The following is a 24,430-nucleotide window of genomic DNA, read 5'->3' on the forward strand; positions in this document are numbered from 1 at the left end:
TTTTTGTAATTTTCGCATTAATCTATAATTAATCCATCTTGCATTTCGAGCTTTCGATCGGCCATATCTGCCAATTCTTCATTATGGGTAACAATAACAAAGGTTTGCCCAAACTCATCGCGTAGCTCAAAAAAGAGGTTGTGTAGGTTTTCTGCGCTTTCGGTGTCTAGATTTCCGCTGGGTTCGTCAGCAAGAATTATGGCAGGATTATTAATAAGTGCGCGTGCCACGGCAACCCTTTGCTGCTCTCCGCCCGAAAGCTCGTTTGGCTTGTGGTTTTCGCGATGTGAAAGCCCGAGAAAAGAGAGCAACTCTTTAGCTCTTTTAATGGCAGCGGGCTTTGGTGTATTTTTTATAAATGCGGGAATACATACGTTTTCAATTGCCGTAAATTCTGGTAATAGTTGATGAAACTGGAATATAAACCCCAGGTTTTCATTTCTGAATTTCGCCAATTTTTTTCTGGAAAGCGAGCCGATGTCCACTCCGTTTATACGTAAATTGGTTTTGGAGTCTTCAAACGAATCTAAGGTTCCAATTATCTGCAATAAGGTAGTTTTTCCAGCTCCTGAAGCCCCGACTATTGATACTATTTCACCTTTTTTTATATGAAGATCTACTCCTTTTAACACATGTAAATCGTCATAGCTTTTATGTATATTTTGGGCTTCAATCATACTTCAAAATTAAAATGTGAAAGTACTATTTATCGTGCTATAACACAATCCTATTAAAGATATTGTTGTTATTTCATATTATCGGTTTACTTTTGAAGTCAATTTTTTAAACAAAAACTGCAAATGGCTTCCTATAAATATTTTGAAGAATACGACAAACCGGTAACGGATAATTTAATTAAAAACTACAACGAAGTTTTAAAGGGAATAGGAGAGGATGTTACCAGAGAAGGAATTGTAAAAACACCCGAAAGAGCCGCAAAGGCCATGCAGTTTTTAACCTCTGGTCATTGTCAAGATCCAGAAGCAATATTAAAAAGTGCCATGTTTGCTGAATCGTATCGGGATATGGTGGTAATTAAAGATATAGAGTTATACTCCCTATGCGAACACCATATTCTTCCGTTCTTTGGAAAAGCACACGTAGCGTATATTCCCGATGGGCAGATAGTCGGTCTAAGTAAAATACCTAGAATTGTTGATGTTTTTGCCCGTAGGCTTCAGGTTCAAGAGCGATTAACCCATGATATTTTGGAATGTATAAATAACACATTAAAGCCGAAGGGAGTTGCTGTAGTCATAGAAGCTTCACATATGTGCATGATGATGCGTGGCATTCAAAAACAAAACAGCGTTACTACTACATCTGGGTTTCGCGGACAGTTTGAGGCCATTCAAACAAGAAATGAATTTCTAAAGCTGATTAGCAGCGATTTGTCTTAGATAGTTTAATTGTATTTCATTAGTGTCCGATTAAAAGAGTGAGAAAATTTGTTGGGTCAAAGATAATAGGTCATTAGAATATTTTTATTTAATGACAGCATGCTATTATACTTAGCATCAAAATTTATCGATTAAAAAGTATGTTTAATCAATTTTATCTAGTTTTCAATCTATTAAAAAGCAAGTCTTACGTCTTATGTCTTAGTCGGACATGACTAATTGATTTTCTCACGTTTTTATACGAGTGTGTTTTTGGAATGTTTTTTAATTTATTATATTTAGAATCAAACAAAGCATAAATGAAAGACGAAAAATATAAAGTATTACGGCAGGGAATAATCTTTGACCTTATTGGTATGGTTTCTATGGTCATCCCGATGGTGGGCCCATTTTTAGATATTATTTGGGCGCCTTTTGCCGCAAAGAAAATGAACGAAATGTATAAAGGAACGGAAGGAAAAATTGCTTCGGTAGTTGTGTTTTTAGAAGAAATTCTACCTTTTACCGATGTAATTCCGACCTTTACTTTAATGTGGTTTTATACATACGTTTGGAAAAAACAACCTACTCCTCACACCATTGAAGTTGAAGTAAACGAATAAAAAAAGCCCCATTTTGGGGCTTTCTTGTTAAATTTCAACTTTTAAATTTACATTTATACTCCGGCCAATATTTAAAATTCCATCTGGTTTAAATCGAGACAGGTGCGCCATATATTTTTTATCAGTTAGGTTTGTTCCGTTTAAACCCAATGTAAACAAGGCTCTATTAACCTTAAAGCTACTTTCAATCCCCACGCTTAAAAGTGAATATCCACCCGTGTTGGTTTCAAAATCACTGATATTCTTTTGGTCGAATGTATTTTCAAGACTTATAAATGCGGAAGTGTATTTTCTAATTTCGCCATCGTTTAGTTCTACTCTAAAGGTGTTTCGCAATGTGTTTGCTGGAATTAGTGGTAAATAGTCAGAATTGCTCAATTTACCGGTTACAGTTTCAAAGCTGCTCTCCAAATGTAGCCAGTCCAGAGGATGCGGATGTAGGTGAAACCCAATCTCTCCGCCGTAAAGATTCGCATTGTTTTGAAGGTAATCATAAACCTGGGTTTCATTTATAACTTCGTTTGTAGGTGAAATAAAAATGTAATCGTTTACCGAATTATAAAACCCGTTCGCAAAAAACTCAATGTGCTTATTTCTGTATTCTAGAGAAACATCAGCTTGAAAATTCTGTTCGTTAGTTAAGTTTTCGTTTCCTCGTTCATATCGGTTTGTACCTTCGTGTATGCCATTGGAGGTAAGCTCCGCCAAGTTTGGAGCTCTAAATCCACTTGCTACGTTTACCCGCGCCGAAAGATTTTCAACTAAATCAAATTTCGCACCTAAAGCAGCCGTAAAGCTTGTAAAGGTTTTATTGAGTGCCGGAATATAGTTTTCATCAACTGGGTTTCGAGCGGCATCGGTTTTAATTTTCCGACTATCAAAACGGATTCCAGCTTGTAAATCGATTTTCTCTAAATGATAGTGAGAGGTGGCTAAAATGCCAATATCAGTGGTTTTGGCGTCTGGAACTAATATTTCGGCGCCTTCATTTTTATTGTCTTGAAACATCCCTTGTAATCCAATTATGGTTTCAAAATTCCCAAATTCTGGAAGGTTATATTTAACATCGTAATTGAAAGTGCTCAATTTCATGCGTAGTTCTGCATGGTCAGTTTCATCTTCAAACTCACGTCTATCATTAAACAAATACCCCATTTTAATGTCTAAACTGGAATTGTTTAAGAAAATAGTATTGTCAAAACTCAAGATATGGTTGTCAATTTCCTGAAACGGAAGCTCCAAGTTTTTTGATTGACTTTGACTGCCAATTTCTTCTGGAATACCAATGTTTGAGCGGTTGTAGTTATACCGCAACGTAGATTTAAACTTCGCACCCAAATACTGAATGCCAGTCTTTAAATCTTTTTCATTAAACCTAGAGTTGGTTACGCGATAATCTGAACCCGTATCATAATCGCTAAATGCGGAATAAGAACCACGAGCGAGGAATTTAAGTTTATCGCCAGAAGTTTTAACCCCGATATTAGTTGAAGTTCCCAAGGTATTTGAAAAATAGGTGCTGCTTAAATCGCCATGCGTTTCACCAGAAATTGCAAATCTTTCAGGGTTTAGGTAAAGTACGCCGCCCAAGGCATCGCTTCCGTAGAGCAGGGAGGCAGGTCCTTTAATCACTTCTACGCTTTCAACGCCAGAATTGTTAATGCCCAAGCCGTGCTCATCACCAAATTGTTGATTTTCCAAACGAACACCTTGGGTGTATGTTAATACCCTATTGGAGCTCAACCCGCGAATTACGGGCTTTCCTATTCCAGTTCCCGTGCTTATAATAGCTACGCCCGCAATGTTTTTAATACCGTCTGCTAGGGTTACGGCACCAGCTGCGTTTAACTCGGCAGTAGAAATACGTTCTACTTTCATTACGTTATCGCTCTGTAATTTATGGAATGGAGTAGATACAATTACTTCTTCCATTTCTACAGCACTTGCTTCCATTTCAATGTTTTCGAGTATTTCGCTGTTGTTTAAAAACGTTATTTTTTTTGAAATACTTGCATAACCAAGTGATGAAAACACGACATTATAATTGCCGTCTGGGATATTTTTTAATTGATACTTGCCGTCAAAATCGGCGACGGTTCCTTTTTCCAATTGTGGAATATAGACCGTTGCTGATATAGGCTGGTTTTGTTGTTTTGAGATTATTGTTCCTGTTAATGAGTTTTGTGCGCTTGCTGCTATATAAGTAAATAGCAATGCAAGCAAACATAAAAGGTTCTTCATGTTTCCTGATTTTTTTTTAATAATAAAGATTAAGCCTGTAAAATCAAGAAATTAGTGGTGGGCCTCTTAGGAAGTAGTGTACTGCATTTATGGTAAATTCGGGCAGAAGATAATGTGTTTCCGTTGTCTGAAAACTATTTGTCGCCGCAAATTTGAAAGGAGGATCTACTTCAAAATTAAATAATGAAAAGTGAAAGTCATAAATAGAACAATCTAGTTGTTTTTTATGAATATGAACGCTAAAGTCTATACAGACTTCGTGTTTATGGTCTTCAAATGTATGGGCAAGTTGTACGAAACTAGGAAACAGCAAAGCCAGCGAAAAGATCGCAGCAAAAATAAATTTAAATATTTCCTTTTTTGAAGTCATTGCTTAAACAAAAAACCAAGCCCCATTTTACGAAGCATTTTCTTTTCAAAATCCCAGAAAAATTGAAACTGGCCAAATAACCATCCAAAAAAGACCAAGAGTACTTGGTAGGCCGGAAAAATTACCAGAAGACGAAATGGCCAATAGATATACCAGCCCATTTCCCGCTTAACTTCAAGAAATTCGGTTACGGGCCCTGCTAATTTGGCCGCAGAACTACCGGTAATGGCAAACACCAAAAATATTATAAAAAGTTGTCCGTTGGTTTCAACATTCCAACGTTCCTTAAGCTTTTTCACTTTCTTCCACTATTAAAGGTTTGATCGTATTTTTCTTGAAAGTAAACAAAGTAATTGTAGAGTAAATAGTTTACTTCGTAGCCATAATCTACTGTTGGGTCGTAGTTAATCTGTTCGCCATATAACTTCTTAGAATATGTGCCCGGGTTTAAAACCCGATTGTTAAATTCAGCTACAAAGATTTGGTTTTTTGCCTCTAAAAGTGACTGCCCGTAGTGTCCACGAGGGGGTTGAGAGACCAACCAAGAGTCAAAACCAGGTTCTATGATTATAATTTCATAATCAAGACTTTCATTCCCAATGCGAATGGTATCATTCTTAATAACGTCCGAACCGGAAGAGCCGTTCATAGTTGTACTGCTTCCACAGCTGTAAATAGCAATACAAATTGAAAATAAAAGTATGAGTTTTTTCATCGGGATAAAAGGTTTTGAATTTGGGGATGTTATCAGGTATTTTATTTACGATAGTTTACCAAATTAATTACTCGCTTCGGTTTAGATTCTAAACTAGACCCTATAAACGTTCATTTTTTGCAAAGTTAAGGAATGTAACTTGAATCGGTTCAGAGTTTAACATTCAAAAAAAAATACCGCCCTAAACTAATTTAAGACGGTACTGTAATTTAAAGTGTAATTGGAGGTTTTTACTTTCCAAACAAACCACCTAGCATGTCGCCAATTCCACCTTTGTTTTTATTGCCGCCCAGGAACATTCCAGCAACGTCGTCTATAACGCTCCCATCGCCATCAGAGTCTAAAAGCGTTGTGATTAAAGATTGATCGTGATCGTTACTTTTTCCTAACATAGAACCCAATAGGCTTCCTATGCCGCCTTGATCTACATTATTTTTTCGTTTTTGATTGCCTAGAAGCCCCATTATAACTGGAGCCGCCATTTGAATAATTTTACCCACCGATTGAGAGTCAACCCCGCTTGCACGACTAATATTGTTTTCTACTTTTGATTGCTTTCCGCCCAATACATGGTTTAATATACCTGCCCCGTCATTCATGAGGCTTGAGTCTGCACCGCCATCTCCTAAAAGGCCACCCAATTGGTTTAAAATTGAACCATCGTGACGATTATCTTCCAACGCGTTATTCAAACTTTTTGCACCTTCTGGCGATTCAGCATTGCGCTGCATTGCACCCAGTATTGTTGGAAGTGCCATACTTAAAACGGTTGCAGTTTTATCTGAAGATTGTCCTGTTTGTGCACTTGCACCTTTGATGAGCTGTTTGCCCATATCACTACTTAATAAATCTAAAATTGAAGCCATTGTGTCAAATTTTCTAATTAAAGCACTAAAATAGTTAAAATTGCTAAGCCTTGGCCATTTTATTGATTATTTGTTCGGCCAGCTCGATGCCAATTCGGTCTTGCGCTTCGTTGGTAGCAGCTCCAATATGCGGGCTAAGCGATATTTTTTCATTCATCAAGACTTTAATCGAAGGCGAGGGTTCATTTTCAAAAACATCAAGAGCCGCGAATGAAACTTTATCATCCTCAATTGCTTCCAGTAATGCAACTTCATCAAGGATTCCACCTCGCGAGGTGTTGATGATTCCAACGCCATCCTTCATTTTTGAAATTTCTTCTCTACCAATTAAATGACCGGCTTGAGAAGGTACGTGTAGGCTAATAAAATCGCTATTTTTTATAAGTTTATCAACTGGAGCAGTTTTAATCTTTAGCGTGATTTCTTGACCGTCATAAAAGTCTAGTTTAATGTCTGCTTCTCCTACTTGATGGTCGCTTGCAATAACCTTCATGCCGCAACCCAAAGCTATTCTGGCTACTTGGCGCCCAATTTTTCCGAAGCCAATAATACCCAAAGTTTTTCCGTTAAGCTCACGTCCAGAACTATAGGCCTTTTTTAAGTTTTTAAACTTTGTGTCACCTTCTAGTGGCATGTTTCTATTGGAGTCGTATAGAAATCGAACGCCACCAAACAAGTGTGCGAAAACGAGCTCTGCTACTGATTCTGAAGATGCGGCCGGGGTGTTTATCACTTCAATTCCATTTTTTCCTGCGTAGTCCACGTCTATATTGTCCATGCCTACACCGCCACGGCCAATAAGCTCTAATGATGGGCAGCCATCAATAATATCTTTCCGAACCTTGGTGGCGCTGCGTACCAAAAGCACTTCAACTTTATGCTCATTGATATAGTTTTTTAGTTGTTCCTGCGCCACATGCACCGTTAATACCTTAAAGCCGGCATCGGTTAGTATGTCGATTCCGCTTTGTGAAATTCCGTCGTTGGCTAATACTGTCATAACTTTCTTTGGTTTTGTTTCGCTACAGGTAAAGACGAGCACGTTTAGCTCACTTTAAAGCAGCGGCTTATTTGTTTTTATGCTTTCTGTTCTACTTCTTGCATTACCTCAATCAAGACTTTTACACTTGCCAACGGCATAGCATTATAGATAGAAGCACGATATCCACCAACACTTCTATGCCCATTTATACCACTAATGCTAGCTTGTTTTAAATGTTTGTCAAAGCGTGATTTTAATTTTTGATCACTGAGGTTAAAGGTTGCATTCATAATAGATCTATCTTCCTTATTCGCTACAAATCCTTTAAACAGTGGATTTCTGTCAATTTCGGCATATAAAACTCTGGCTTTTTCATTGTTTACTTTTTCAATTGCCGGAATTCCGCCTAAATCCTTTAACCATTCTAGGGTTAACATGGAAACATAAACCGAAAAAACAGATGGTGTATTGAACATGCTATTGCGTTCAATTTGTGTTTGGTAATTTAATAAAGATGGGATTTCTCGTGAAACCTTTCCTAAAATATCCTCTTTTACTACCACTAGGGTAGTACCGGCAGGTCCCATGTTTTTTTGTGCTCCAGCGTAAATGATACTGAATTTTGAAAAATCGAGTTGCCGTGAAAATATATCGCTGCTCATATCGCAGACCATAGGCACCGAGGTTTCCGGGAAGTCTTTTATTTGGGTTCCGAAGATCGTGTTGTTACTAGTGAAATGAAAATAATCTGCATCTTTTGGTATGTTATAATGCTTCGGGATATAGTTGAAGTTTTCATTCTTTGAGGAAGCAACCTCTACAACTTCGCCAAAGATTTTAGCTTCCTTTATAGCTTTGGAGCTCCAAGTTCCTGTATTGAGATAGGCGGCTTTGGTTTCTAGAAGGTTATAGGCAGCCATTACAAATTGTAAACTGGCACCACCTTGCAGAAAAAGGGCCTTATATCCTTTATCCCTAAGGCCTAAATGCTCTAATGCTAGGCTTTGCGCGGTTTCCATTACTTCGGTAAAGTCGGGGCTTCTATGCGAAATCTCAATCAACGATAGGTTAGAATTGTTGAAATTTAAAACAGCATCAGCTGCTTTCTGCATAACCGATTGTGGTAAAATACAAGGTCCCGCACTAAAGTTGTGTTTTTTCATCTGGAAGTTTTAGCTCAAAAAGAAAATGCTTTCTTTTGGTATTATGCTGATTTCAATACGAGAAACACAGCAACGGCATTTCACTTTTCTAAAAAATTATAGCGCAAAGATGTAAATTATGACTCTAAAAATGTATGGATTACATTATTTTTATCAAGAAATTTTCAACAAAAATTCAATGGTATCCACACCATCGGCATAGTCCCATAATTCGGGATGCTGGGCTTTTCCGAAAGTAATTTCATTGGGCAGACCTGCTTTTGATACCAGGCATTGAATGTTTTCAGCTTCTGCTTCCAATCGCTTTTTTACGGCGTATTTTGAGGTGTATTTTTCATAAAAAACTACCGAAATAGGGGAGGAGAACCCTGGATCTTCTTTGAGTAGCATAAATTCATTATCCAGAAGCGGAAGGCTGTCCATTAAGTAAACTGCCTTGTTGTAATCGTAATTATTGATGTATTTATGGTTGTGAATAATCTCTTTCCAACTGAACATTCCTTTAAAAAAAGCTTCAAAATCATAATCTTCCGGAATGTATATTTTTGAAACGTTACGGCAACCGAGGCCAAAGTACCTAAAAATATCATCGGCAAGATTTGTTAAATCTTTTGCTGTTTCATTTCCGGTTAAAACTGCAACCGAATTTCGGTTTTTACGGATGATGTTTGGATATTTTCCGAAGTAATATTCAAAATATCGCGCTGTATTATTGCTTCCCGTAGCAATAACCGCATTGAAATTGTTCATTCTTCCTTCCGTAAATTCAATATACGCTTCAAATCGGGGTTCAATGGCTATTAATTGCTTGGCTATATATGGAAGCAACACTTTATCGTTTGACGATAGCTTGGCCAAGATTTTGTGGCCCGTAATCAACACCGAAAGAAAATCGTGAAAACCAACTAAGGGTACGTTTCCAGCCATAATAACAGCTATGGTTTTTGCTTCGGTTTTTTGGATTTTGTAACCAGACAACCAGCGTGTTATATTTTCTTCGGAAAGGGCTTTACCCCAACTCTTTAGCGCAAAGTTTATGTTTTCTTGCGTAAACCATCCGTTTTCGGCTTCTGCTTTCCTCAAAGTCGAATCGTCGATTGTCATTTCGTTTTGGCTCATGAAATTGCCCAAACCGATAAAAGCGTTAATTTTGTCCTTTAATTGCATACTTCTTTTGGAGTTGCCCTTTATAGGCATTAAATTTGTGCAAAGTTAGAAAAACTAAATACCATGGCAATTATTATAACAGATGAATGTATAAACTGTGGGGCGTGTGAGCCGGAATGCCCCAATACAGCTATTTATGAAGGCGCAGATGATTGGCGCTATGCCGATGGCACCGACTTAGACGGCGAGGTAGTGCTACCAGATGGAAAAACGGTAGATGCCAATAAAACCCAAGATCCTGTAAGTGACGAAATATATTTTATTGTTGCAGATAAATGTACGGAGTGTAAAGGATTTCATGACGAGCCGCAATGTGCTGCCGTTTGCCCGGTGGACTGCTGCGTGCCAGATGAAGATCATGTAGAATCTGATGAGGAGTTATTGGCCAAGCAGGCCTTTATGCACAAAGAATGACACCAGATTTCCACTTATAATCAAAAAAAGCAACCCAGAAAGGTTGCTTTTTTTGATTAAAATTACGGATACTGAGCTCAATTTTTCAGGAATCTTGATACGGAGGTTAAGCCATTGTTTATTAGGTAAGTTCCCGCAGCAAGTTGACTAATATCAATTTGATTTTCCGACATGCTAAGATTCTTCTCAATCAATTTTTTACCAGTTAAATCGTATATTTCAAAAAGCATATCTTCCTTTATGTTTCCAATTACAATATAATCAGAAGCTGGATTGGGAGATATGGAAATCGAATTCCTTTCTAATTCGTTTACCGATAATGGACCGCAGCTTACTTCGGCGTAATAAAGAAAATCTTGACCTGTATAAGATATAAAGCCAGAGGCATTTGTGGGTATAGGGCTACCAAAAGCTTGAGGTATATAATATACAAGACTACTTGAAGCATTTTGATTTACATTACTGTGGTTGCCGTTAATGTCATAAATGGCCATAATCCAGTAATCACCTGGCTCTAGCTCCATGGGAGTTATAGGTAGGCTATTTAGCCCTACTTCCAGAGATGTAATATTGGAAAATGCAATAAGATTATTGGGCGCGCCTCCCATATCGTCATAGATTGCCATTTGAATTTGTGCAATGGTATTGTTGCCGAACATATTTAGTGATTGTAACACACCCACCTCTGAAAGCGTGAAATTTACTCCCAATAAATTATGGGCTATAAAACTTCCAATTACAAAGCTTGGGTCTGAGCCATCAGTATTACCAATGTTACAATCCTGCGAATACGTAGTTGATGCTATAAAGAGCATAAAAATAAGCGTGTATAGTTTTTTCATATTGATAGAATTAGGTTAATAATTACGGCCAATAAGGAAAAGTTTTGTTTAGGTGAAGTCCTTAACACCAATTTTCTATACATCGGTAAATACCACGAATGTTATCATTGCGGCCAATAAACTCCAAATAAAAATTGCCCTTCAAGCTTAGATTTGAAGGGCAATTTTTACTTATAGAATAGTTAATGGATTATTCTTTTTTTAAGTCTTTGTTCATTTGAAGCTTATAAACGTCAGAGACTACGGCATCATTTTTAGCGTCATAGCGTTCAACCACAAAGTTGCCGTCCTCATTAAAATACCCAAAGGAAGAAGTGCCGTCTTTAGATAAAATATAATATCCGTTTTGTGTAGTAGGTTTGATTATGGCATATTCTTCTTTAGAAGCATTGTCCCGTACAGTCATCATTCTGTAGCCATCTTCATCTTTTTGATTGATAAACTGAAAACGATTTCCGTCATACCCGTAACTCACTTCGGTATCTACTTCTATGGGTTTCATGACTACATTTTGGTTTGTTTTATTGGCGTCAGAATCCTCTAGAGTCATGGCTTGTTTGCTTGTAACGGTCTTAGTTTTTTCTGAAACATCAACGCCTTTAGTGCTTTTAACCGCCTCTTTTGTTATTACAGTCTCTTTTTTGGTGTTTTTATTTTTCTGTGCAAAGCCAGTGGTAAAAGCGGCTAATGCAATTACTATCAATACTTTTTTCATAATGGTTGTTTTTAAATTTGTTAAAACAAAGATAGCTAGTTAAGATGTTAAAAACTTACAACACCTTAATAATCATTTATTAAAGTTGTTTTTGTTGACCCTATTGTTTAAAAAATGTTAGTAGTATCTGATTAAAAAGTAAAACCTATTTGCTTCAAAAATAGCGCACTTTTAGCATGTTTTTAAAAAGTGACACCTTGCTATTGAACCTCTAATTAAATAGAAACATTTTAATAGTATATAAAATGAAATTAACCTAATTTTATGCTATTGCTATTCTAGCTGTACGTCATAAGTCGCTATCATAAGCATCAATTCACTTTTAATCCTGCTCACACATCTCGTATTATGTTCCACATCCATATTTCGAGATACTTTCAAAATTTTAAATAACTTTGAAAGTGCCTTTAAAGAGATTCTCCTAAACTTTTATAAAGATGATTGTGCAAACTTTTACAGCTAGTTATAATTTAAATCAGAATGTATGGTAATGTGGTATTGGGTAAAGAAAGTTTTCGCAATAATAATTGTCCTATACCTTTTTATAGGAGTAGCGCTTTATTTTTTACAGGAAAAGATGATTTTTATGCCGGAGCCACTTCCGCAGGATTACACCTACTCATTTCCAGGAAATTTTGAGGAAATAAACCTTAATACTTCAGATGGGGCAAAGCTTAATGCTCTTCATTTTAAAGTTGAAAATCCAAAAGGAGTGGTATTGTACTTCCACGGAAATGCTGGCGAACTAGCAAGTTGGGGTGTTGTGGTTCAAAAATTCGTCAATAGAAATTATGATGTTTTGGTGATGGATTATAGAACCTACGGAAAAAGTACAGGAAAACTCAGTGAAAAAGCGCTCTATGCCGATGCTCAATTATTTTATGATTTTTTGATGAATGATTATAACGAAAATGATATAGTTGTTTACGGTAGATCCCTCGGGACTACATTCGCTACTTATGTGGCTTCGGAAAACCACCCTAGGCAATTAATTCTTGAAGCTCCCTTTTATAGTTTGGATGAAGTGGCTAGCCAACGGTTTCCGTTTCTTCCCGTTAATTGGTTTTTAAAGTACCATTTTCCCACCTATCAATACCTGCCCGAAGTTATGAGTCCGATTTTAATATTTCACGGCACCGATGATTATGTGGTCAGTTATGAAAATAGTCAAAAACTTAGTGCGCTAGAAACAAAAGCTAAAATTAACTTTATGTCAATTCCCGGAGGTTCACATAACAACCTAGTTGATACCGAATCTTATAGCAAAGCCTTAGATTCTATATTAGTCGTGTCCGACTAAGATATAAGACCGCTGCGCTGAAAGACATAAGACGTAAGACTTGCTTTTTAATAGATTGAAAACTAGATAAAATTGCTTAAACATACTTTTTAATTGATAAATTTTGATGCTAAGTATAATAGCATGCTGTCATTAAATAAAAAATATTCTAATTGCCTATTATCTGTGACTCAACAAATTCTCTCACTCTTTTAATCGGACACTAATGATTCTATATTATAAAATAAATCCGCCAATAAACTCCTAAGCGTTTATTGGCGGAAGTATTTAAATGCTATTTTAAAATATTAGTCTTTTTTAAGCTTATTCATTCCTTTAGGTCGCGCTTCTAATTCAGCTTGTCTTTCGGCAAGTTCTTTCTTCTTTTTAAGCGCTTTCATTTCATTTTCTTTTTTTCTTTTTTCAGCAAGCGCCGCCTGTTTTCGCTTTGATTGTTCTAATGCAGCTTGCTGTTTTTCTTTTTGTGCTTTAATGGCTGCTTCGTTTTTTTTATCAATGGCCGCTTCATTTACCAAAACCTTATCAGCAGAAAGATCTTTACTAGTGCTTTCTTTAAAGTTTTGATTTGTTTTCTTTGTGCCTTCAACAATAATTTCTCCGCGTTCGGTGTCTGTGCTCTTTACTTCTTTTACCTTAATTTTATTACCTTCTTTGGTTATCTCACGTGTTATAGTAGATTCTTTTTTAAGGGTTTTGTTTTCCTGTGCCTGTAATCCGGCTACTGCAAAAGCCGCAATGGCTATGCTAGTTATTACATTTTTCATAAGTAAGGTTTATTTTTATTGAATCAGTAAAAATAACCTTAAAAATGTTAAAAAACTATAAAATTTAAGTAAAATAATAACTAAAATTTTTCTGAAAGCAATTTTGAATCTAATGTTGAAATTCTATTGTTAAGCCCTATATTTGCAACTGCAAAAATTCAAATTGAGTTTCGACGGCAGATTGCCATTAAAAAATAGAATCAATGAAAGCAGGTATTGTAGGATTGCCAAACGTGGGGAAATCCACGCTTTTTAATTGTTTGTCTAATGCAAAAGCACAAAGTGCAAACTTTCCATTTTGTACCATTGAGCCCAATGTGGGCGTTGTAAATGTGCCAGATAAACGACTTTTAAAACTTGAGGAATTGGTAAATCCAGAGCGTGTGCTTCCTGCAACCGTTGAAATTGTTGATATTGCCGGTCTTGTAAAAGGAGCGAGTAAAGGGGAAGGTTTAGGGAACCAGTTTTTGAGTAATATTCGTGAAACCGACGCCATTCTACATGTGCTTCGTTGTTTTGACGATGAAAATGTGGTTCATGTTGACGGCAATGTAAACCCAATTCGCGACAAGGAAACTATCGATATTGAATTGCAATTAAAAGATCTTGAAACGGCAGATAAAAAGCTTGAAAAAGTAAAGCGTGCTGCCCGTACAGGAAATAAAGAGGCACAAAAGGAAGAGGCAGCGCTTCAGAAAGTAAAATCTGGCCTTGAAGCTGGAATTTCTGTGCGTGCTATCGATTTAACCGAAGAGGAACGCGCCGATTACATTGATAATTCTCAATTTATTACTGATAAGCCGGTGCTTTACGTCTGTAATGTAGATGAAGGTGCGGCTGCTACGGGAAATGCATATGTTGAAAAGGTAAAGGAAGCCGTTGCAGATGAAAATGCCGAAGTATTGGTTTTGGCAGTTGGAACTGAAGCTGATATCACCGAGTTGGACACTTTTGAAGAGCGTCAGATGTTTCTAGAAGATTTAGGTTTGGAGGAAGCAGGTTCCGCTAAATTAATACGAAGCGCCTACAAGTTACTTAACTTACAAACATATTTTACCGCTGGGGTAAAGGAAGTTAGAGCCTGGACCATTCCCGTTGGTGCCACTGCGCCACAGGCAGCTGGTGTAATCCATACAGATTTTGAAAAAGGCTTTATCCGCGCCGAAGTAATACAATATGATGATTTTGTATCTTACGGCAGTGAGGCCAAAGTAAAGGAAGCTGGTAAAATGGGTGTAGAAGGAAAAGATTACATCGTAAAAGACGGCGATGTTGTGCATTTCCGTTTTAATGTTTAATGTGTCTAACGTCTCTTGGTGTTTCGACCTTAAACCTTAGTCGGACACTATTACGTCTAGAACTTAAAGTTCTACCAATTCATTTGTAGATTCTGTTTGTAGTGATTTTTCAGAAATGAAATTGACTTTAACAGGAGGTTGAAACGCTGCGTTTTAGCTTTTTTTAATAAAAAGCTGGTTAAAAAAACTTGAAGTAAACTATAATACTATTCGTACAACCGCAATCTTTTTTGTAGCATTTCCATTTCTTTCTCCATCTTTTGCATGCGGTTTAACATTTGTTTTATCGCGTCCAGTCCTTCCAAGTTTATTCCTAAGTCGTGATGAAGTCGGAACATTCGTTCTATCTCATTAATATCATTTTCATCAATAAAATAGTCGTTTTTCTTTACTTCAAAAGTTATAAGCCCGAATTCATTAAGGCTTTGAACAAATGAATCTTCAACATTCGAATTTTTGCAGTAGTGACTAACCAAAATATATTTTTCTCGTGCCATTATCTCAGTTTTGAAAGTTCATTAAATAGTTCTTTTTCCTTTTTAGAAAGATTCTTGGGAAGGTCTATTTTATAGGTTATGTACAAATCGCCATGTTGCCCTTCTTTTTTATATTTTGGCAGCCCTTTTCCTTTTAGTTTAACCTTAGTGTCGTTTTGTGTTTCGGGCTTTACCTTAAGTTTTACTTTTCCCGTCAAGGTATCAACGGTTATTTCGCCGCCTAGAAGAGCTGTGTAGAGTGAAATGTTTTGAGTGGCATACAAATCGCTTTCCATTCGTTTAAAAGTAGTGTTGTTAAGGACTTCAAAGGTTATATATAAATCTCCTTTTGGGCCACCGTTCATTCCTTCGCCTCCATAGCCTTTTATCTTGATGGTTTGTCCATCTTCAACTCCTGCAGGAATTGTAAGCCTTATTTTTTTATCGCCGAGACTAATGGTCTGTTTCTGACTTTTAAGGATATCGGTTAAATTAAGCCGGAGACTAGCGTTTAAATCCTGGCCTTTAAATTGTGAAGCTTGCCTTCCTCTGCCACCACCACTAAAACCGCCACGGCCACCAAACATAGATTCAAAGAAGTCTGAAAACTGACTTTCGTCAAACCCTTGTGAACCGCCGGCGTAGTTTCTTCCGCCGCTGTAACCGCCGCCAAAACCTTGCGCATTTTGTTGGCGTTTAGCTTCTTCAAAGGCATCGGCATGCTCCCAGTCTTTTCCGTATTGATCGTATTTCTTGCGTTTTTCAGGGTCGCTCAGTACCTCATTAGCTTCGTTTACGCGCTGAAATTTTTCTTGTGCGGCTTTATCGTTCGGGTTTAAGTCAGGGTGAAGCTTTCGTGCCAGTTTGCGATATGCCTTTTTGATGTCTGAGGCAGTCGCACTTTTGTCGAGTCCTAGAACTTGATAATAGTCTATAAATTCCATTGCGGTGTTTTGTTTGCGCTATGAAATTATAAAAAGAAATGTAACTAATCAATGTCTTCTTCAATTCTTTGCAAAAATTTAGCAGTCTTCACCTAAATTTCGTTCTGTTTAAAAACCGCTTTTTTAAATATATTTGATGTCGTACTTTATTTACTTCAACCCAAACTCAATCATTTTTTATACTTTGCAGATGAAGTTGTGGTTTTGGAAGTCATACCAAATAGCCTTGCATACTGAAAACAAATACTATTAAATGCTTGGATTAAAATCAATAAAGAAAATAGCTTTTTTTACTGATGCAAAGTATTTGCTTCCTGTTTTTCTATTTTTGATTGTTGAATACTTTCTGCTATTGGAAACTCCCTTTTTTTGGGACGCCATAAGCAAAGCTTGGCGTGCAACTTGGATTTATGAAAATAACTTTAGCAGCCTTATTGTTCCTACCGAAATTAATTCTGGTCATCCGCCATTATGGACAACAAGCTTGGCGCTGATGTGGCAATTTTTTGGAAAATCACTTTGGGTCTCCCGATTGCTCTTGCTCTTTGTGAATATGGGCGTTTTCTACCAGCTATATAAATTGACCAAACGGCTGTTTGCAGCTCACATTCCGCCTGTATTATTTTTATTTATCTGTCTTGAGCCCACCTTGCTCGCGCAGACCAGCAGCTTAAACAACGACATGCTGCTGCTCTTTTTTACCTTGCTGGGTTGCAATGCATTATTAAGGAGCAAATCACTATTGCTTACCTTGGCTTTATTAGGTGCTCTAATGACGAATTTACGAGGTGTTTACATCTTTATTGCCCTTGCAGTCTGCCATGTACTTCTCTATAGAAACCAATATATTAAAAGCGCCAAATACCAGTTGTTGCCATATAGTATTGCGGCAATTGCATTTTTGCTTTTCGCGGTGTATCAATACCATGAAATTGGCTGGGCAATTATTACCAAACAGGGTGATTTTGCACAACATAGAGAGGTGGCAACGTTTCAAAGACTTATAAAAAACGCTTTGGCGTATATAAAGTTTTATTTAGAATTTGGAAGGATTTTCGTTGTTATACCTGTACTTGTTTTGCTCTGGAAATATCGAAAGCTAACCATAAGGTTTAACGAAGCTACCCACAAAACTCTTTTGATGTTGGTCGTTTTTGCAATTGTTTTTTTCTTCGGAATCGTGCCTTTTAGCAATCCCTCTGGACCGCGTTATGTTATGATGGCTTATATTTTAGCAATGATTTTACTGGTTAACTTGTTGTATGTTTTGAAGCTAACCAAACGCATTAAAAAATGGCTAATCCTGATTGTTTCCATAGGTTTGATTACTGGGCATTTTTGGATTTATCCAGCTACAATTTCTCAGGCGTGGGATAGCTCTTTTGCGTATCTTAATTATTTTCCGGTAGCTGAGAAGATGAGGGCTTATATTGCGGACAATGATATTCCTCAAGACCAAGTTGGCACATACTTGCGATGGAATGAAATAGACGAGTCTTACGCCAGGGAACAGACAGAAAAAGCCAATTTTAAAGTGCCAAATATCGACCAAAATCAGTATATTATATTAAGTAATGTTGAAAACTCAATGCCTGATAAAACAAGAAAAATTGTCTCGCAATCTTGGGTGTTGAAACAAAAATTTGCACAACTTGGAGTTTTTGTTAGTTTATATAAAAATCCTGCTTATAAATAATTGCATGTAAGTCTGTTCCATACTATTGATATGAAAATTAAACTGTTAACAATTTTGAGCTATTTATTGTTAATTACTTTCTTAGGTATTGGTTTCACAAGTGCTCGCGTATATTTATATTAGCAATCCTACACCAAAATTTATGGCCGAAACACAATATACCGAAGATAATATCCGCTCCTTAGACTGGAAAGAGCATATTCGTATGCGCCCTGGCATGTATATAGGGAAGCTTGGCGATGGATCTTCGCCAGACGATGGTATCTATATCCTACTAAAAGAGGTGCTTGACAACTCTATTGACGAGTTTGTCATGGGTTCCGGAAAGACCATCGAAGTGCGCATCAAGGAAAAGGAGGTTCGCGTTCGTGATTACGGCCGTGGAATTCCGCTGGGAAAAGTGGTAGATGTGGTTTCAAAAATGAACACCGGTGGAAAATACGACAGTCGTGCTTTTAAGAAATCGGTTGGTCTAAACGGGGTAGGTACAAAAGCGGTAAACGCGCTTTCCGAATTTTTTAAGGTAGAGTCTGTTCGCGACAATCAGATAAAAGCGGCGGAATTCTCGTTAGGGGAACTTACAAACGATATTAAGGTTGAAGATTCGTCAAGGCGAAAAGGGACCAAGGTTATTTTTATTCCGGACGAGTCTATTTTTAAAAACTTTAAATTCAGAAATGAGTATGTAGCTAAAATGCTTAAAAATTATGTTTACCTCAATCCGGGGCTAACCATAGATTTTAACGGCGAAAAGTTTTATTCTGAAAATGGACTAAAGGATCTTTTGAAGGAAACCATTTCAGAAGAAGATATGGCTTATCCCATCATTCACCTGCGTGGTGACGATATTGAAGTTGCCATAACACATAGTAAAACACAGTACAGCGAGGAATACCACAGTTTTGTAAATGGGCAGAACACTACGCAAGGCGGAACCCACTTAACCGCTTTTAGGGAAGCATTAGTAAAAACGGTTCGCGAATTTTACGGCAAAAACTACGACACTAGCGATGTGCGTAAGTCAATTGTTTCGGCTATTAGCATAAAGGTTATGGAGCCTGTTTTTGAAAGCCAGACAAAAACAAAACTCGGCTCAACAGATATGGGGGGCGATTTGCCTACGGTACGTACCTTTATCAACGACTTTGTAAAGACTGAACTAGATAATTTTCTTCATAAAAACCCAGAGACGGCAGATGCCATCCAGCGTAAAATAGTACAGGCCGAAAGGGAGCGGAAAGAGCTTCGTGGTATTAGAAAACTTGCAAAAGATCGTGCAAAGAAAGCTAACCTTCACAATAAAAAATTACGAGATTGCCGCGTGCACTTGGGTAATGTTAAAAATGAAAGAAACTTAGAGTCCACTCTGTTTATTACAGAGGGAGATTCGGCTAGTGGAAGTATTACCAAGAGCCGCGATGTAAACACCCAAGCCGTTTTTTCACTACGTGGGAAACCCTTGAATACGTATGGGATGACCAAAAAGATTGTTTACGAAAACGAAGAATTTAACCTGTTACAGGCCGCTTTAAATATTGAGGACTCAATGGAAGATCTGCGGTACAACAACATAGTTATTGCAACAGATGCCGATGTAGATGGAATGCATATTCGGTTGCTGCTAATTACATTTTTCCTGCAATTTTTCCCTGAATTGATAAAGGAAGGACACCTGTACATTCTGCAAACGCCGCTGTTTCGGGTTCGAAATAAAAAAGAAACCATTTATTGTTATTCCGAAGAAGAAAGATTGAACGCCATAGAAAAGCTTAAGCCAAAACCAGAAATTACACGATTTAAAGGTTTAGGGGAAATTTCGCCAGATGAGTTTGTGCATTTTATAGGGAACGATATTCGCTTAGACCCAGTAATGCTGGACAAAACCATGAGTATAGAAGAGCTGTTGTCTTTTTATATGGGTAAAAATACACCCGATAGGCAGGAGTTTATTATTGAGAACTTGAAGGTGGAGCTAGATAAAGTAGAAGCCTAAACAATAATCCAAATTCCACAGTTTTTGGGTGCGTCAGTAGATAAGTAGCACTTGTTTTAAAGTATAATCAATAGGAAAACAGGTTTTGGATAATTTTGAAAATTAATTCACTTTAATAGTTAAACAATGGTGAAATTGTATCTTAAGGCTAAGCATTGGCAGCTTTTCATTTTAATGGTAGGATTGCCTTTTCTTTTTCAGCTTGTTACAGTTATATATGTTATAGCAACAGACAGTCCGTTGTTCGCGCTCGCTACATTCCCAATATTTATGTTGCTTTATGTGATTGTGTTTTTTGGATGGTTTTGGTCAATGGGGGTGGGGTTGCACAAATTTCTACCGGAGAACCATGGTCTAAATATCAAGAAGTTTAAAATTCTCTTCTTTATTCCGCTTGTTTATATTGTAGCAATGATGTTTTCAATGATGTATCTTGGCGTGTTTAATCAGTTTCCGCCACCGGAAAATATGATTGGGGTAAGTTTGGCATTAATAATACCATTTCATCTATTTTCAATATTTTGTATGTTTTATATGCTGTACTTTTGCGCCAAGACCATTAAGTCCATTACATTAAATCGTAGGCTTGAATTTGCGGATTATGTAGGAGAGTTTTTTCTATTGTGGTTTTACGTGGTCGGAATTTGGCTTTTGCAACCTAAAATCAATAGTATCTATTCGGGAAAATCATAAAATGATCGCTGTGTTCTTTATGCTTCTGCAATGACGAAATTTTATTGTAACGGTGTAGAGATACTTAAAAAACCTTTAAATATTCCAAACTTGGAATTAGAAACCATAAACTTGGAAACAAAATTATGAGTGACGAACTCGACAAAAACGAAGACGAATTAACACCAGAAGAAATGGAAAATGCTTCTGAGGAGACCATAACCAAGGTTACCGGTATGTACCGCGATTGGTTTTTGGATTACGCCAGCTATGTAATCCTAGAGCGTGCCGTACCTGCTATTGAAGACGGGTTTAAGCCGGTGCAACGCCGTATTATGCAGTCTATGAAAGATTTAGACGACGGCCGCTACAACAAGGTTGCAAATATTGTTGGGCATACCATGCAGTACCACCCACACGGCGATGCCAGTATTGCGGATGCCATGGTACAAATTGGTCAAAAAGATTTATTAATTGATACCCAAGGAAACTGGGGAAATGTTTTAACGGGCGATAGTGCGGCTGCTTCACGGTATATTGAGGCACGGCTTTCCAAATTTGCTCTAGACGTAGTTTACAACCCGAAAATAACTCCTTGGCAGGCCTCTTACGACGGTAGAAGAAAAGAACCCATTAACTTACCGGTTAAGTTTCCCTTGCTTTTAAACCAAGGCGGTGAGGGGATTGCCGTTGGGCTTTCCACAAAAATACTTCCGCATAACTTTATTGAGTTGATAGACGCTTCTGTAAAGCATTTACAAGGGAAACGGTTTCAGCTGTACCCCGATTTTCCAACGGGTGGAATCATGGATGTTACCAATTACAACGATGGTTTACGTGGTGGAAAAATTAGAAGCCGTGCTAGAATTAGCCATTTAGATAAAAATAAGCTCGTGATTACCGAAATCCCTTTCGGTACCAATACTTCGTCGCTTATCGACTCTATATTAAAGGCAAATGACAAAGGAAAAATAAAAATTAAAAGAATAGAGGACAATACTGCTGCGGAGGTGGAAATTCAAATTCATTTGCCTAGTGGTCTTTCACCAGATAAAACCATTGATGCACTCTATGCCTTTACTGCTTGCGAAACCTCTATCTCGCCACTTGGATGCGTAATTGAAAATAATAGTCCGCTATTTGTTGGTGTTTCTGAAATGCTTCGCGTAAGCACTGATCGAACGGTAGAATTGCTAAGAAGTGAATTGGAAATTCAATTGCGCGAACTGGAAGAACAATGGCATTTTGCTTCCTTAGAACGTATTTTTATCGAAAATAGAATCTACCGAGACATAGAGGAAGAAGAAACCTGGGATGGTGTTATTGCTGCAATTGATAAAGGTTTACAGCCGCATATTAAACATTTAAAACGAGCTGTTACCGAGGAAGATATTGTTCGATTGACTGAAATTAAAATTAAAAGAATTTCAAAATTCGATATTGATAAGGCGCAGCAAAAGATTGAAGCACTGGATGATAGCATAGCTCAAGTAAAGCATCACTTAGAACACCTTATTGCGTATGCAATAGATTATTTTAAAAAATTAAAAGCGGATTACGGAGAAGGGAAAGAACGCAAAACCGAAATAAGAACCTTCGAGGATATTGAGGCTACCAAGGTGGTAATTCGCAATACAAAACTATATGTAAACCGCGCCGAAGGTTTTATAGGTACTAGTTTAAAGCGTGATGAATATGTAACCGATTGCAGTGACATAGACGATATTATTGTTTTTACAAAAAATGGTACTATGATGGTTACCAAAGTGGATTCCAAGACCTTTATTGGGAAAAACATTATTCATGTTGCCGTATTCAAGAAAAAAGACAAACGCACTATTTATAACATGATCTATCGCGATGGAACCAAGGGCGCGAGTTATGTTAAGCGGTTTTCTGTAACTTCCATGACGCGTGATAGGGAGTATGATATGACCAACGGAACCAAGGGCTCCAAAGTGTTGTATTTTACGGCTAACCCAAATGGTGAAGCGGAGGTTGTAGCTATTTACTTACGGCAATCCGGAAGCATTAAAAAGTTGAAATTTGATTTAGACTTTGCAGATCAATTGGTTAAAGGAAGAAATTCAAAAGGTAATATTGTTACCAAATATTCCATTAGAAAAATTGAACTTAAAGAAAAAGGCCTGTCCACGCTAAAACCACGTAAAATATGGTTTGACGATTCTGTTCAGCGTTTAAACGTAGATGATCGAGGCGAGCTTTTAGGTGAATTTAGAAAAGAAGACAGGTTGCTTATCGTGAATCAAAAAGGAGTAGTGAAAGTGGTGGTTCCCGACCTACAATTGCGGTTTGATGACGATATGATCGTTCTTGAAAAATGGAATCCGAATAAACCCTTGAGTGCTATTTATTGGGAGGGGGAAAAAGAACTGTTTTATGTGAAGCGATTCTTGATTGAAAACCCCGATAAGGAAGAAACCATAATTACCGATCACCCAGATTCATATCTCGAAAAAATATTTACAGATCACCGCCCCATGGCTGAAGTTGTTTTTACAAAGAAAAGAGGGCAGGAGCGCGATGATAATTTAGAGGTAAACTTAGAGGAATTTATAGCGGTTAAGGGAATAACCGCAATGGGTAACCAGCTTACCAAAGAAAAAGTACTAGAAATAAACACCAAAGAGCCGCTTCCATACAATCCGCCAAAAGCAACAGAACCAAAGAATATGGATGTTGTGGAAGAGGAAGATGTGGAGTCAAAAACCAAAAGTCAGGGAGAAAACGAAACTTCAGATGACTCCGAAACTGATGATGGTGGGCAAGGACGTTTGTTTTAAATATAAGCTTAATCGGCTTTACGGAGTTCAAGTACTTCGTTTCCCTCAGTATTATAAAAATATAGAGACCCGTCTTTAAAGGTATAGCAATCTGCTTCTTCAATAGCAGCCCTAAAACTTGAAGGGGTTTCCATGTTTTTGCATAGCTTCTTTGTGGCACCTAACACCGCCATGTTAAGCTTATTTTTTTTGAAGGTTTTAATGCTACCATAAAAATTGTTACAGCCATCGTAGCCTAAGATTTTCATTTCCAGAAGATTGATGTCAAGAACCAACGCGTAGTCTTGATTTGCACTAGTGTTTTTACGAATTTTAACTTTTTCACCTTTTATAGTTTTTACGGCCCATATGTCATCCAGTAAAAAATCTGCTGTTTTGTTTTTTTCTATTACTTTTAAAAGCGTGTATTTTAGGCTTGAAGCATCTGCCGGAACTTTGGAAGCCGGTATCTTTTCTTTCCTAACATAGAGCTTATAAACAAACCCAGGTTGAAAATGAAAGCCTTCAATCTGGTCGTAAAAAAGTTGCCATGCTTCTGGATCTAGGGTTTTAGACTCTTGAAATTGCAGGCATTTCATAGGGCCAAGGCCGGTACAATCTACTTTTTCGCTATTTACATATAGTATAGTATCCATTTGGTTAGCGGGTGTGGTTTTGGATGTTTTAACTTTGCAGGCATTGACTGTAAATGCAGCAATAAAGAGAGCCAAATAGAGTTTCATTGAATGTAATTTTAAAAATTAACACGGAATAAAATTAAACACTTCCGGTTCCCGATAAAAATTTTGGGAAAACTTTAAAGCTTCTGTTCTTTAAAGTTTTGAAAATCAAATAGGAAATAGTACTTTTGCACCCCTCTTAGCGACGAGTCAAGATAAAGAGGAATTAAAACAAAACAAAAATAAACCCTTCTGTGGGATAGTCGCATTAAAATCTTGTAACAAAGCAGAATACAAAACATTGGTTTTAAAGGACAAACCGAATCTTCGGAAACTGGAAAACCAAT

The 24,430-nt window shown here is 37.3% G+C and carries 23 protein-coding genes; 9 read left to right on the forward strand and 14 right to left on the reverse strand.

Going from position 1 to position 24,430, the window contains the following annotated elements:
• Window positions 1–17 precede the first annotated feature (17 nt).
• Complete coding sequence (locus QPK98_RS04255) at window positions 18–677, reverse strand: ABC transporter ATP-binding protein (protein ID WP_310991801.1); 660 nt, start codon at window positions 675–677, stop codon at window positions 18–20.
• Window positions 678–800: 123 nt separating this feature from the next.
• On the opposite strand from QPK98_RS04255, the gene folE reads away from it, so the two are divergent.
• On the forward strand, window positions 801–1,400 hold the full coding sequence (gene folE, locus QPK98_RS04260; RefSeq protein WP_310991802.1) for a GTP cyclohydrolase I FolE: 600 nt from the start codon (window positions 801–803) through the stop codon (window positions 1,398–1,400).
• A gap of 299 nt (window positions 1,401–1,699) precedes the next feature.
• The gene (locus tag QPK98_RS04265; protein WP_310991803.1) at window positions 1,700–2,002 is read left to right on the forward strand and encodes a hypothetical protein; all 303 of its coding nucleotides are present in this window, start codon (window positions 1,700–1,702) and stop codon (window positions 2,000–2,002) included.
• Between the two features lie 27 nt (window positions 2,003–2,029).
• On the opposite strand, the gene QPK98_RS04270 is transcribed toward QPK98_RS04265, so the two are convergent.
• The 7 genes from QPK98_RS04270 to QPK98_RS04300 form a co-directional block, all read right to left on the reverse strand.
• Window positions 2,030–4,243 (reverse strand): TonB-dependent receptor, encoded by a 2,214-nt coding sequence (locus QPK98_RS04270; RefSeq protein ID WP_310991804.1) that lies wholly within the window; start codon window positions 4,241–4,243, stop codon window positions 2,030–2,032.
• A 366-nt stretch (window positions 4,244–4,609) separates the two neighbouring features.
• The gene (locus QPK98_RS04275; protein ID WP_310991805.1) at window positions 4,610–4,912 is read right to left on the reverse strand and encodes a DUF6787 family protein; all 303 of its coding nucleotides are present in this window, start codon (window positions 4,910–4,912) and stop codon (window positions 4,610–4,612) included.
• Window positions 4,909–5,328 (reverse strand): DUF6146 family protein, encoded by a 420-nt coding sequence (locus tag QPK98_RS04280; protein WP_310991806.1) that lies wholly within the window; start codon window positions 5,326–5,328, stop codon window positions 4,909–4,911. The genes QPK98_RS04275 and QPK98_RS04280 overlap by 4 nt, the downstream gene beginning before the upstream one ends.
• A gap of 230 nt (window positions 5,329–5,558) precedes the next feature.
• Complete coding sequence (locus QPK98_RS04285) at window positions 5,559–6,194, reverse strand: DUF937 domain-containing protein (protein WP_310991807.1); 636 nt, start codon at window positions 6,192–6,194, stop codon at window positions 5,559–5,561.
• Window positions 6,195–6,237: 43 nt separating this feature from the next.
• Window positions 6,238–7,194 (reverse strand): D-2-hydroxyacid dehydrogenase, encoded by a 957-nt coding sequence (locus QPK98_RS04290; RefSeq protein ID WP_310991808.1) that lies wholly within the window; start codon window positions 7,192–7,194, stop codon window positions 6,238–6,240.
• 77 nt (window positions 7,195–7,271) lie between these two features.
• A complete protein-coding gene (gene serC, locus QPK98_RS04295) occupies window positions 7,272–8,339 on the reverse strand; it encodes a 3-phosphoserine/phosphohydroxythreonine transaminase (protein WP_310991809.1) in 1,068 nt (355 codons plus the stop codon).
• 153 nt (window positions 8,340–8,492) lie between these two features.
• A complete protein-coding gene (locus QPK98_RS04300) occupies window positions 8,493–9,506 on the reverse strand; it encodes an acyl-CoA reductase (protein WP_310991810.1) in 1,014 nt (337 codons plus the stop codon).
• Window positions 9,507–9,569: 63 nt separating this feature from the next.
• On the opposite strand from QPK98_RS04300, the gene QPK98_RS04305 reads away from it, so the two are divergent.
• Window positions 9,570–9,920, forward strand: coding sequence for a 4Fe-4S binding protein (locus QPK98_RS04305; protein WP_310991812.1), 351 nt, complete (start codon window positions 9,570–9,572; stop codon window positions 9,918–9,920).
• A 77-nt stretch (window positions 9,921–9,997) separates the two neighbouring features.
• Here QPK98_RS04305 and QPK98_RS04310 read toward each other — a convergent pair whose 3' ends face one another.
• Window positions 9,998–10,762 carry a T9SS type A sorting domain-containing protein gene (locus QPK98_RS04310; RefSeq protein WP_310991813.1) on the reverse strand — a complete coding sequence of 255 codons (765 nt, stop codon included), beginning with the start codon at window positions 10,760–10,762 and terminating at the stop codon, window positions 9,998–10,000.
• A gap of 190 nt (window positions 10,763–10,952) precedes the next feature.
• Window positions 10,953–11,477, reverse strand: coding sequence for a hypothetical protein (locus QPK98_RS04315; protein ID WP_310991814.1), 525 nt, complete (start codon window positions 11,475–11,477; stop codon window positions 10,953–10,955).
• A gap of 490 nt (window positions 11,478–11,967) precedes the next feature.
• Here QPK98_RS04315 and QPK98_RS04320 point away from each other — a divergent pair, with 490 nt between their 5' ends.
• Window positions 11,968–12,777 carry an alpha/beta hydrolase gene (locus QPK98_RS04320; protein WP_310991815.1) on the forward strand — a complete coding sequence of 270 codons (810 nt, stop codon included), beginning with the start codon at window positions 11,968–11,970 and terminating at the stop codon, window positions 12,775–12,777.
• 287 nt (window positions 12,778–13,064) lie between these two features.
• Here QPK98_RS04320 and QPK98_RS04325 read toward each other — a convergent pair whose 3' ends face one another.
• Window positions 13,065–13,541: a hypothetical protein gene (locus QPK98_RS04325; protein ID WP_310991817.1), complete on the reverse strand. Its 477-nt coding sequence runs from the start codon at window positions 13,539–13,541 to the stop codon at window positions 13,065–13,067.
• A 203-nt stretch (window positions 13,542–13,744) separates the two neighbouring features.
• On the opposite strand from QPK98_RS04325, the gene ychF reads away from it, so the two are divergent.
• Window positions 13,745–14,839 (forward strand): redox-regulated ATPase YchF, encoded by a 1,095-nt coding sequence (gene ychF / locus QPK98_RS04330; protein WP_310991818.1) that lies wholly within the window; start codon window positions 13,745–13,747, stop codon window positions 14,837–14,839.
• 206 nt (window positions 14,840–15,045) lie between these two features.
• On the opposite strand, the gene QPK98_RS04335 is transcribed toward ychF, so the two are convergent.
• Entirely contained in the window at window positions 15,046–15,336 is a 291-nt protein-coding gene (locus tag QPK98_RS04335) for a chaperone modulator CbpM (protein WP_310991819.1), read from the reverse strand.
• A complete protein-coding gene (locus QPK98_RS04340) occupies window positions 15,336–16,259 on the reverse strand; it encodes a DnaJ C-terminal domain-containing protein (RefSeq protein WP_310991821.1) in 924 nt (307 codons plus the stop codon). The genes QPK98_RS04335 and QPK98_RS04340 overlap by 1 nt, the downstream gene beginning before the upstream one ends.
• Window positions 16,260–16,512: 253 nt before the next feature.
• Between QPK98_RS04340 and QPK98_RS04345 the strand changes: the two genes are divergently transcribed.
• The 4 genes from QPK98_RS04345 (at window position 16,513) to QPK98_RS04360 (ending at window position 23,424) form a co-directional block, all read left to right on the forward strand.
• Window positions 16,513–17,955 (forward strand): ArnT family glycosyltransferase, encoded by a 1,443-nt coding sequence (locus QPK98_RS04345; protein WP_310991822.1) that lies wholly within the window; start codon window positions 16,513–16,515, stop codon window positions 17,953–17,955.
• 142 nt (window positions 17,956–18,097) lie between these two features.
• Window positions 18,098–19,948, forward strand: a complete 1,851-nt coding sequence (locus QPK98_RS04350) for a DNA topoisomerase IV subunit B (RefSeq protein WP_310991823.1) — start codon at window positions 18,098–18,100, stop codon at window positions 19,946–19,948.
• Window positions 19,949–20,074: 126 nt separating this feature from the next.
• Window positions 20,075–20,641: a hypothetical protein gene (locus QPK98_RS04355; protein ID WP_310991824.1), complete on the forward strand. Its 567-nt coding sequence runs from the start codon at window positions 20,075–20,077 to the stop codon at window positions 20,639–20,641.
• 125 nt (window positions 20,642–20,766) lie between these two features.
• Complete coding sequence (locus QPK98_RS04360; protein WP_310991825.1) at window positions 20,767–23,424, forward strand: DNA gyrase/topoisomerase IV subunit A; 2,658 nt, start codon at window positions 20,767–20,769, stop codon at window positions 23,422–23,424.
• Between the two features lie 8 nt (window positions 23,425–23,432).
• On the opposite strand, the gene QPK98_RS04365 is transcribed toward QPK98_RS04360, so the two are convergent.
• Entirely contained in the window at window positions 23,433–24,146 is a 714-nt protein-coding gene (locus QPK98_RS04365) for a DUF4377 domain-containing protein (RefSeq protein ID WP_310991826.1), read from the reverse strand.
• Window positions 24,147–24,430 lie beyond the last annotated feature (284 nt).

It is taken from the genome of Aequorivita marina, assembly GCF_031631895.2.
Classification (GTDB): Bacteria; Bacteroidota; Bacteroidia; order Flavobacteriales; family Flavobacteriaceae; genus Aequorivita; species Aequorivita marina.

Bases quoted from the DNA above. Each gene is read 5' to 3' on its own strand.
- QPK98_RS04360 (WP_310991825.1), top strand. From the start codon at position 20,767: ATGAGTGACGAACTCGACAAAAACGAAGACGAATTAACACCAGAAGAA.
- QPK98_RS04305 (WP_310991812.1), top strand. From the start codon at position 9,570: ATGGCAATTATTATAACAGATGAATGTATAAACTGTGGGGCGTGTGAG.
- QPK98_RS04265 (WP_310991803.1), top strand. From the start codon at position 1,700: ATGAAAGACGAAAAATATAAAGTATTACGGCAGGGAATAATCTTTGAC.
- QPK98_RS04255 (WP_310991801.1), bottom strand. From the start codon at position 677: ATGATTGAAGCCCAAAATATACATAAAAGCTATGACGATTTACATGTG.
- QPK98_RS04270 (WP_310991804.1), bottom strand. From the start codon at position 4,243: ATGAAGAACCTTTTATGTTTGCTTGCATTGCTATTTACTTATATAGCA.
- QPK98_RS04340 (WP_310991821.1), bottom strand. From the start codon at position 16,259: ATGGAATTTATAGACTATTATCAAGTTCTAGGACTCGACAAAAGTGCG.
- serC (WP_310991809.1), bottom strand. From the start codon at position 8,339: ATGAAAAAACACAACTTTAGTGCGGGACCTTGTATTTTACCACAATCG.
- QPK98_RS04315 (WP_310991814.1), bottom strand. From the start codon at position 11,477: ATGAAAAAAGTATTGATAGTAATTGCATTAGCCGCTTTTACCACTGGC.
- ychF (WP_310991818.1), top strand. From the start codon at position 13,745: ATGAAAGCAGGTATTGTAGGATTGCCAAACGTGGGGAAATCCACGCTT.
- QPK98_RS04280 (WP_310991806.1), bottom strand. From the start codon at position 5,328: ATGAAAAAACTCATACTTTTATTTTCAATTTGTATTGCTATTTACAGC.
- QPK98_RS04355 (WP_310991824.1), top strand. From the start codon at position 20,075: ATGGTGAAATTGTATCTTAAGGCTAAGCATTGGCAGCTTTTCATTTTA.
- QPK98_RS04320 (WP_310991815.1), top strand. From the start codon at position 11,968: ATGTGGTATTGGGTAAAGAAAGTTTTCGCAATAATAATTGTCCTATAC.
- QPK98_RS04365 (WP_310991826.1), bottom strand. From the start codon at position 24,146: ATGAAACTCTATTTGGCTCTCTTTATTGCTGCATTTACAGTCAATGCC.
- QPK98_RS04325 (WP_310991817.1), bottom strand. From the start codon at position 13,541: ATGAAAAATGTAATAACTAGCATAGCCATTGCGGCTTTTGCAGTAGCC.
- QPK98_RS04285 (WP_310991807.1), bottom strand. From the start codon at position 6,194: ATGGCTTCAATTTTAGATTTATTAAGTAGTGATATGGGCAAACAGCTC.
- QPK98_RS04310 (WP_310991813.1), bottom strand. From the start codon at position 10,762: ATGAAAAAACTATACACGCTTATTTTTATGCTCTTTATAGCATCAACT.
- QPK98_RS04345 (WP_310991822.1), top strand. From the start codon at position 16,513: ATGCTTGGATTAAAATCAATAAAGAAAATAGCTTTTTTTACTGATGCA.
- QPK98_RS04300 (WP_310991810.1), bottom strand. From the start codon at position 9,506: ATGCAATTAAAGGACAAAATTAACGCTTTTATCGGTTTGGGCAATTTC.
- QPK98_RS04335 (WP_310991819.1), bottom strand. From the start codon at position 15,336: ATGGCACGAGAAAAATATATTTTGGTTAGTCACTACTGCAAAAATTCG.
- QPK98_RS04350 (WP_310991823.1), top strand. From the start codon at position 18,098: ATGGCCGAAACACAATATACCGAAGATAATATCCGCTCCTTAGACTGG.
- QPK98_RS04290 (WP_310991808.1), bottom strand. From the start codon at position 7,194: ATGACAGTATTAGCCAACGACGGAATTTCACAAAGCGGAATCGACATA.
- folE (WP_310991802.1), top strand. From the start codon at position 801: ATGGCTTCCTATAAATATTTTGAAGAATACGACAAACCGGTAACGGAT.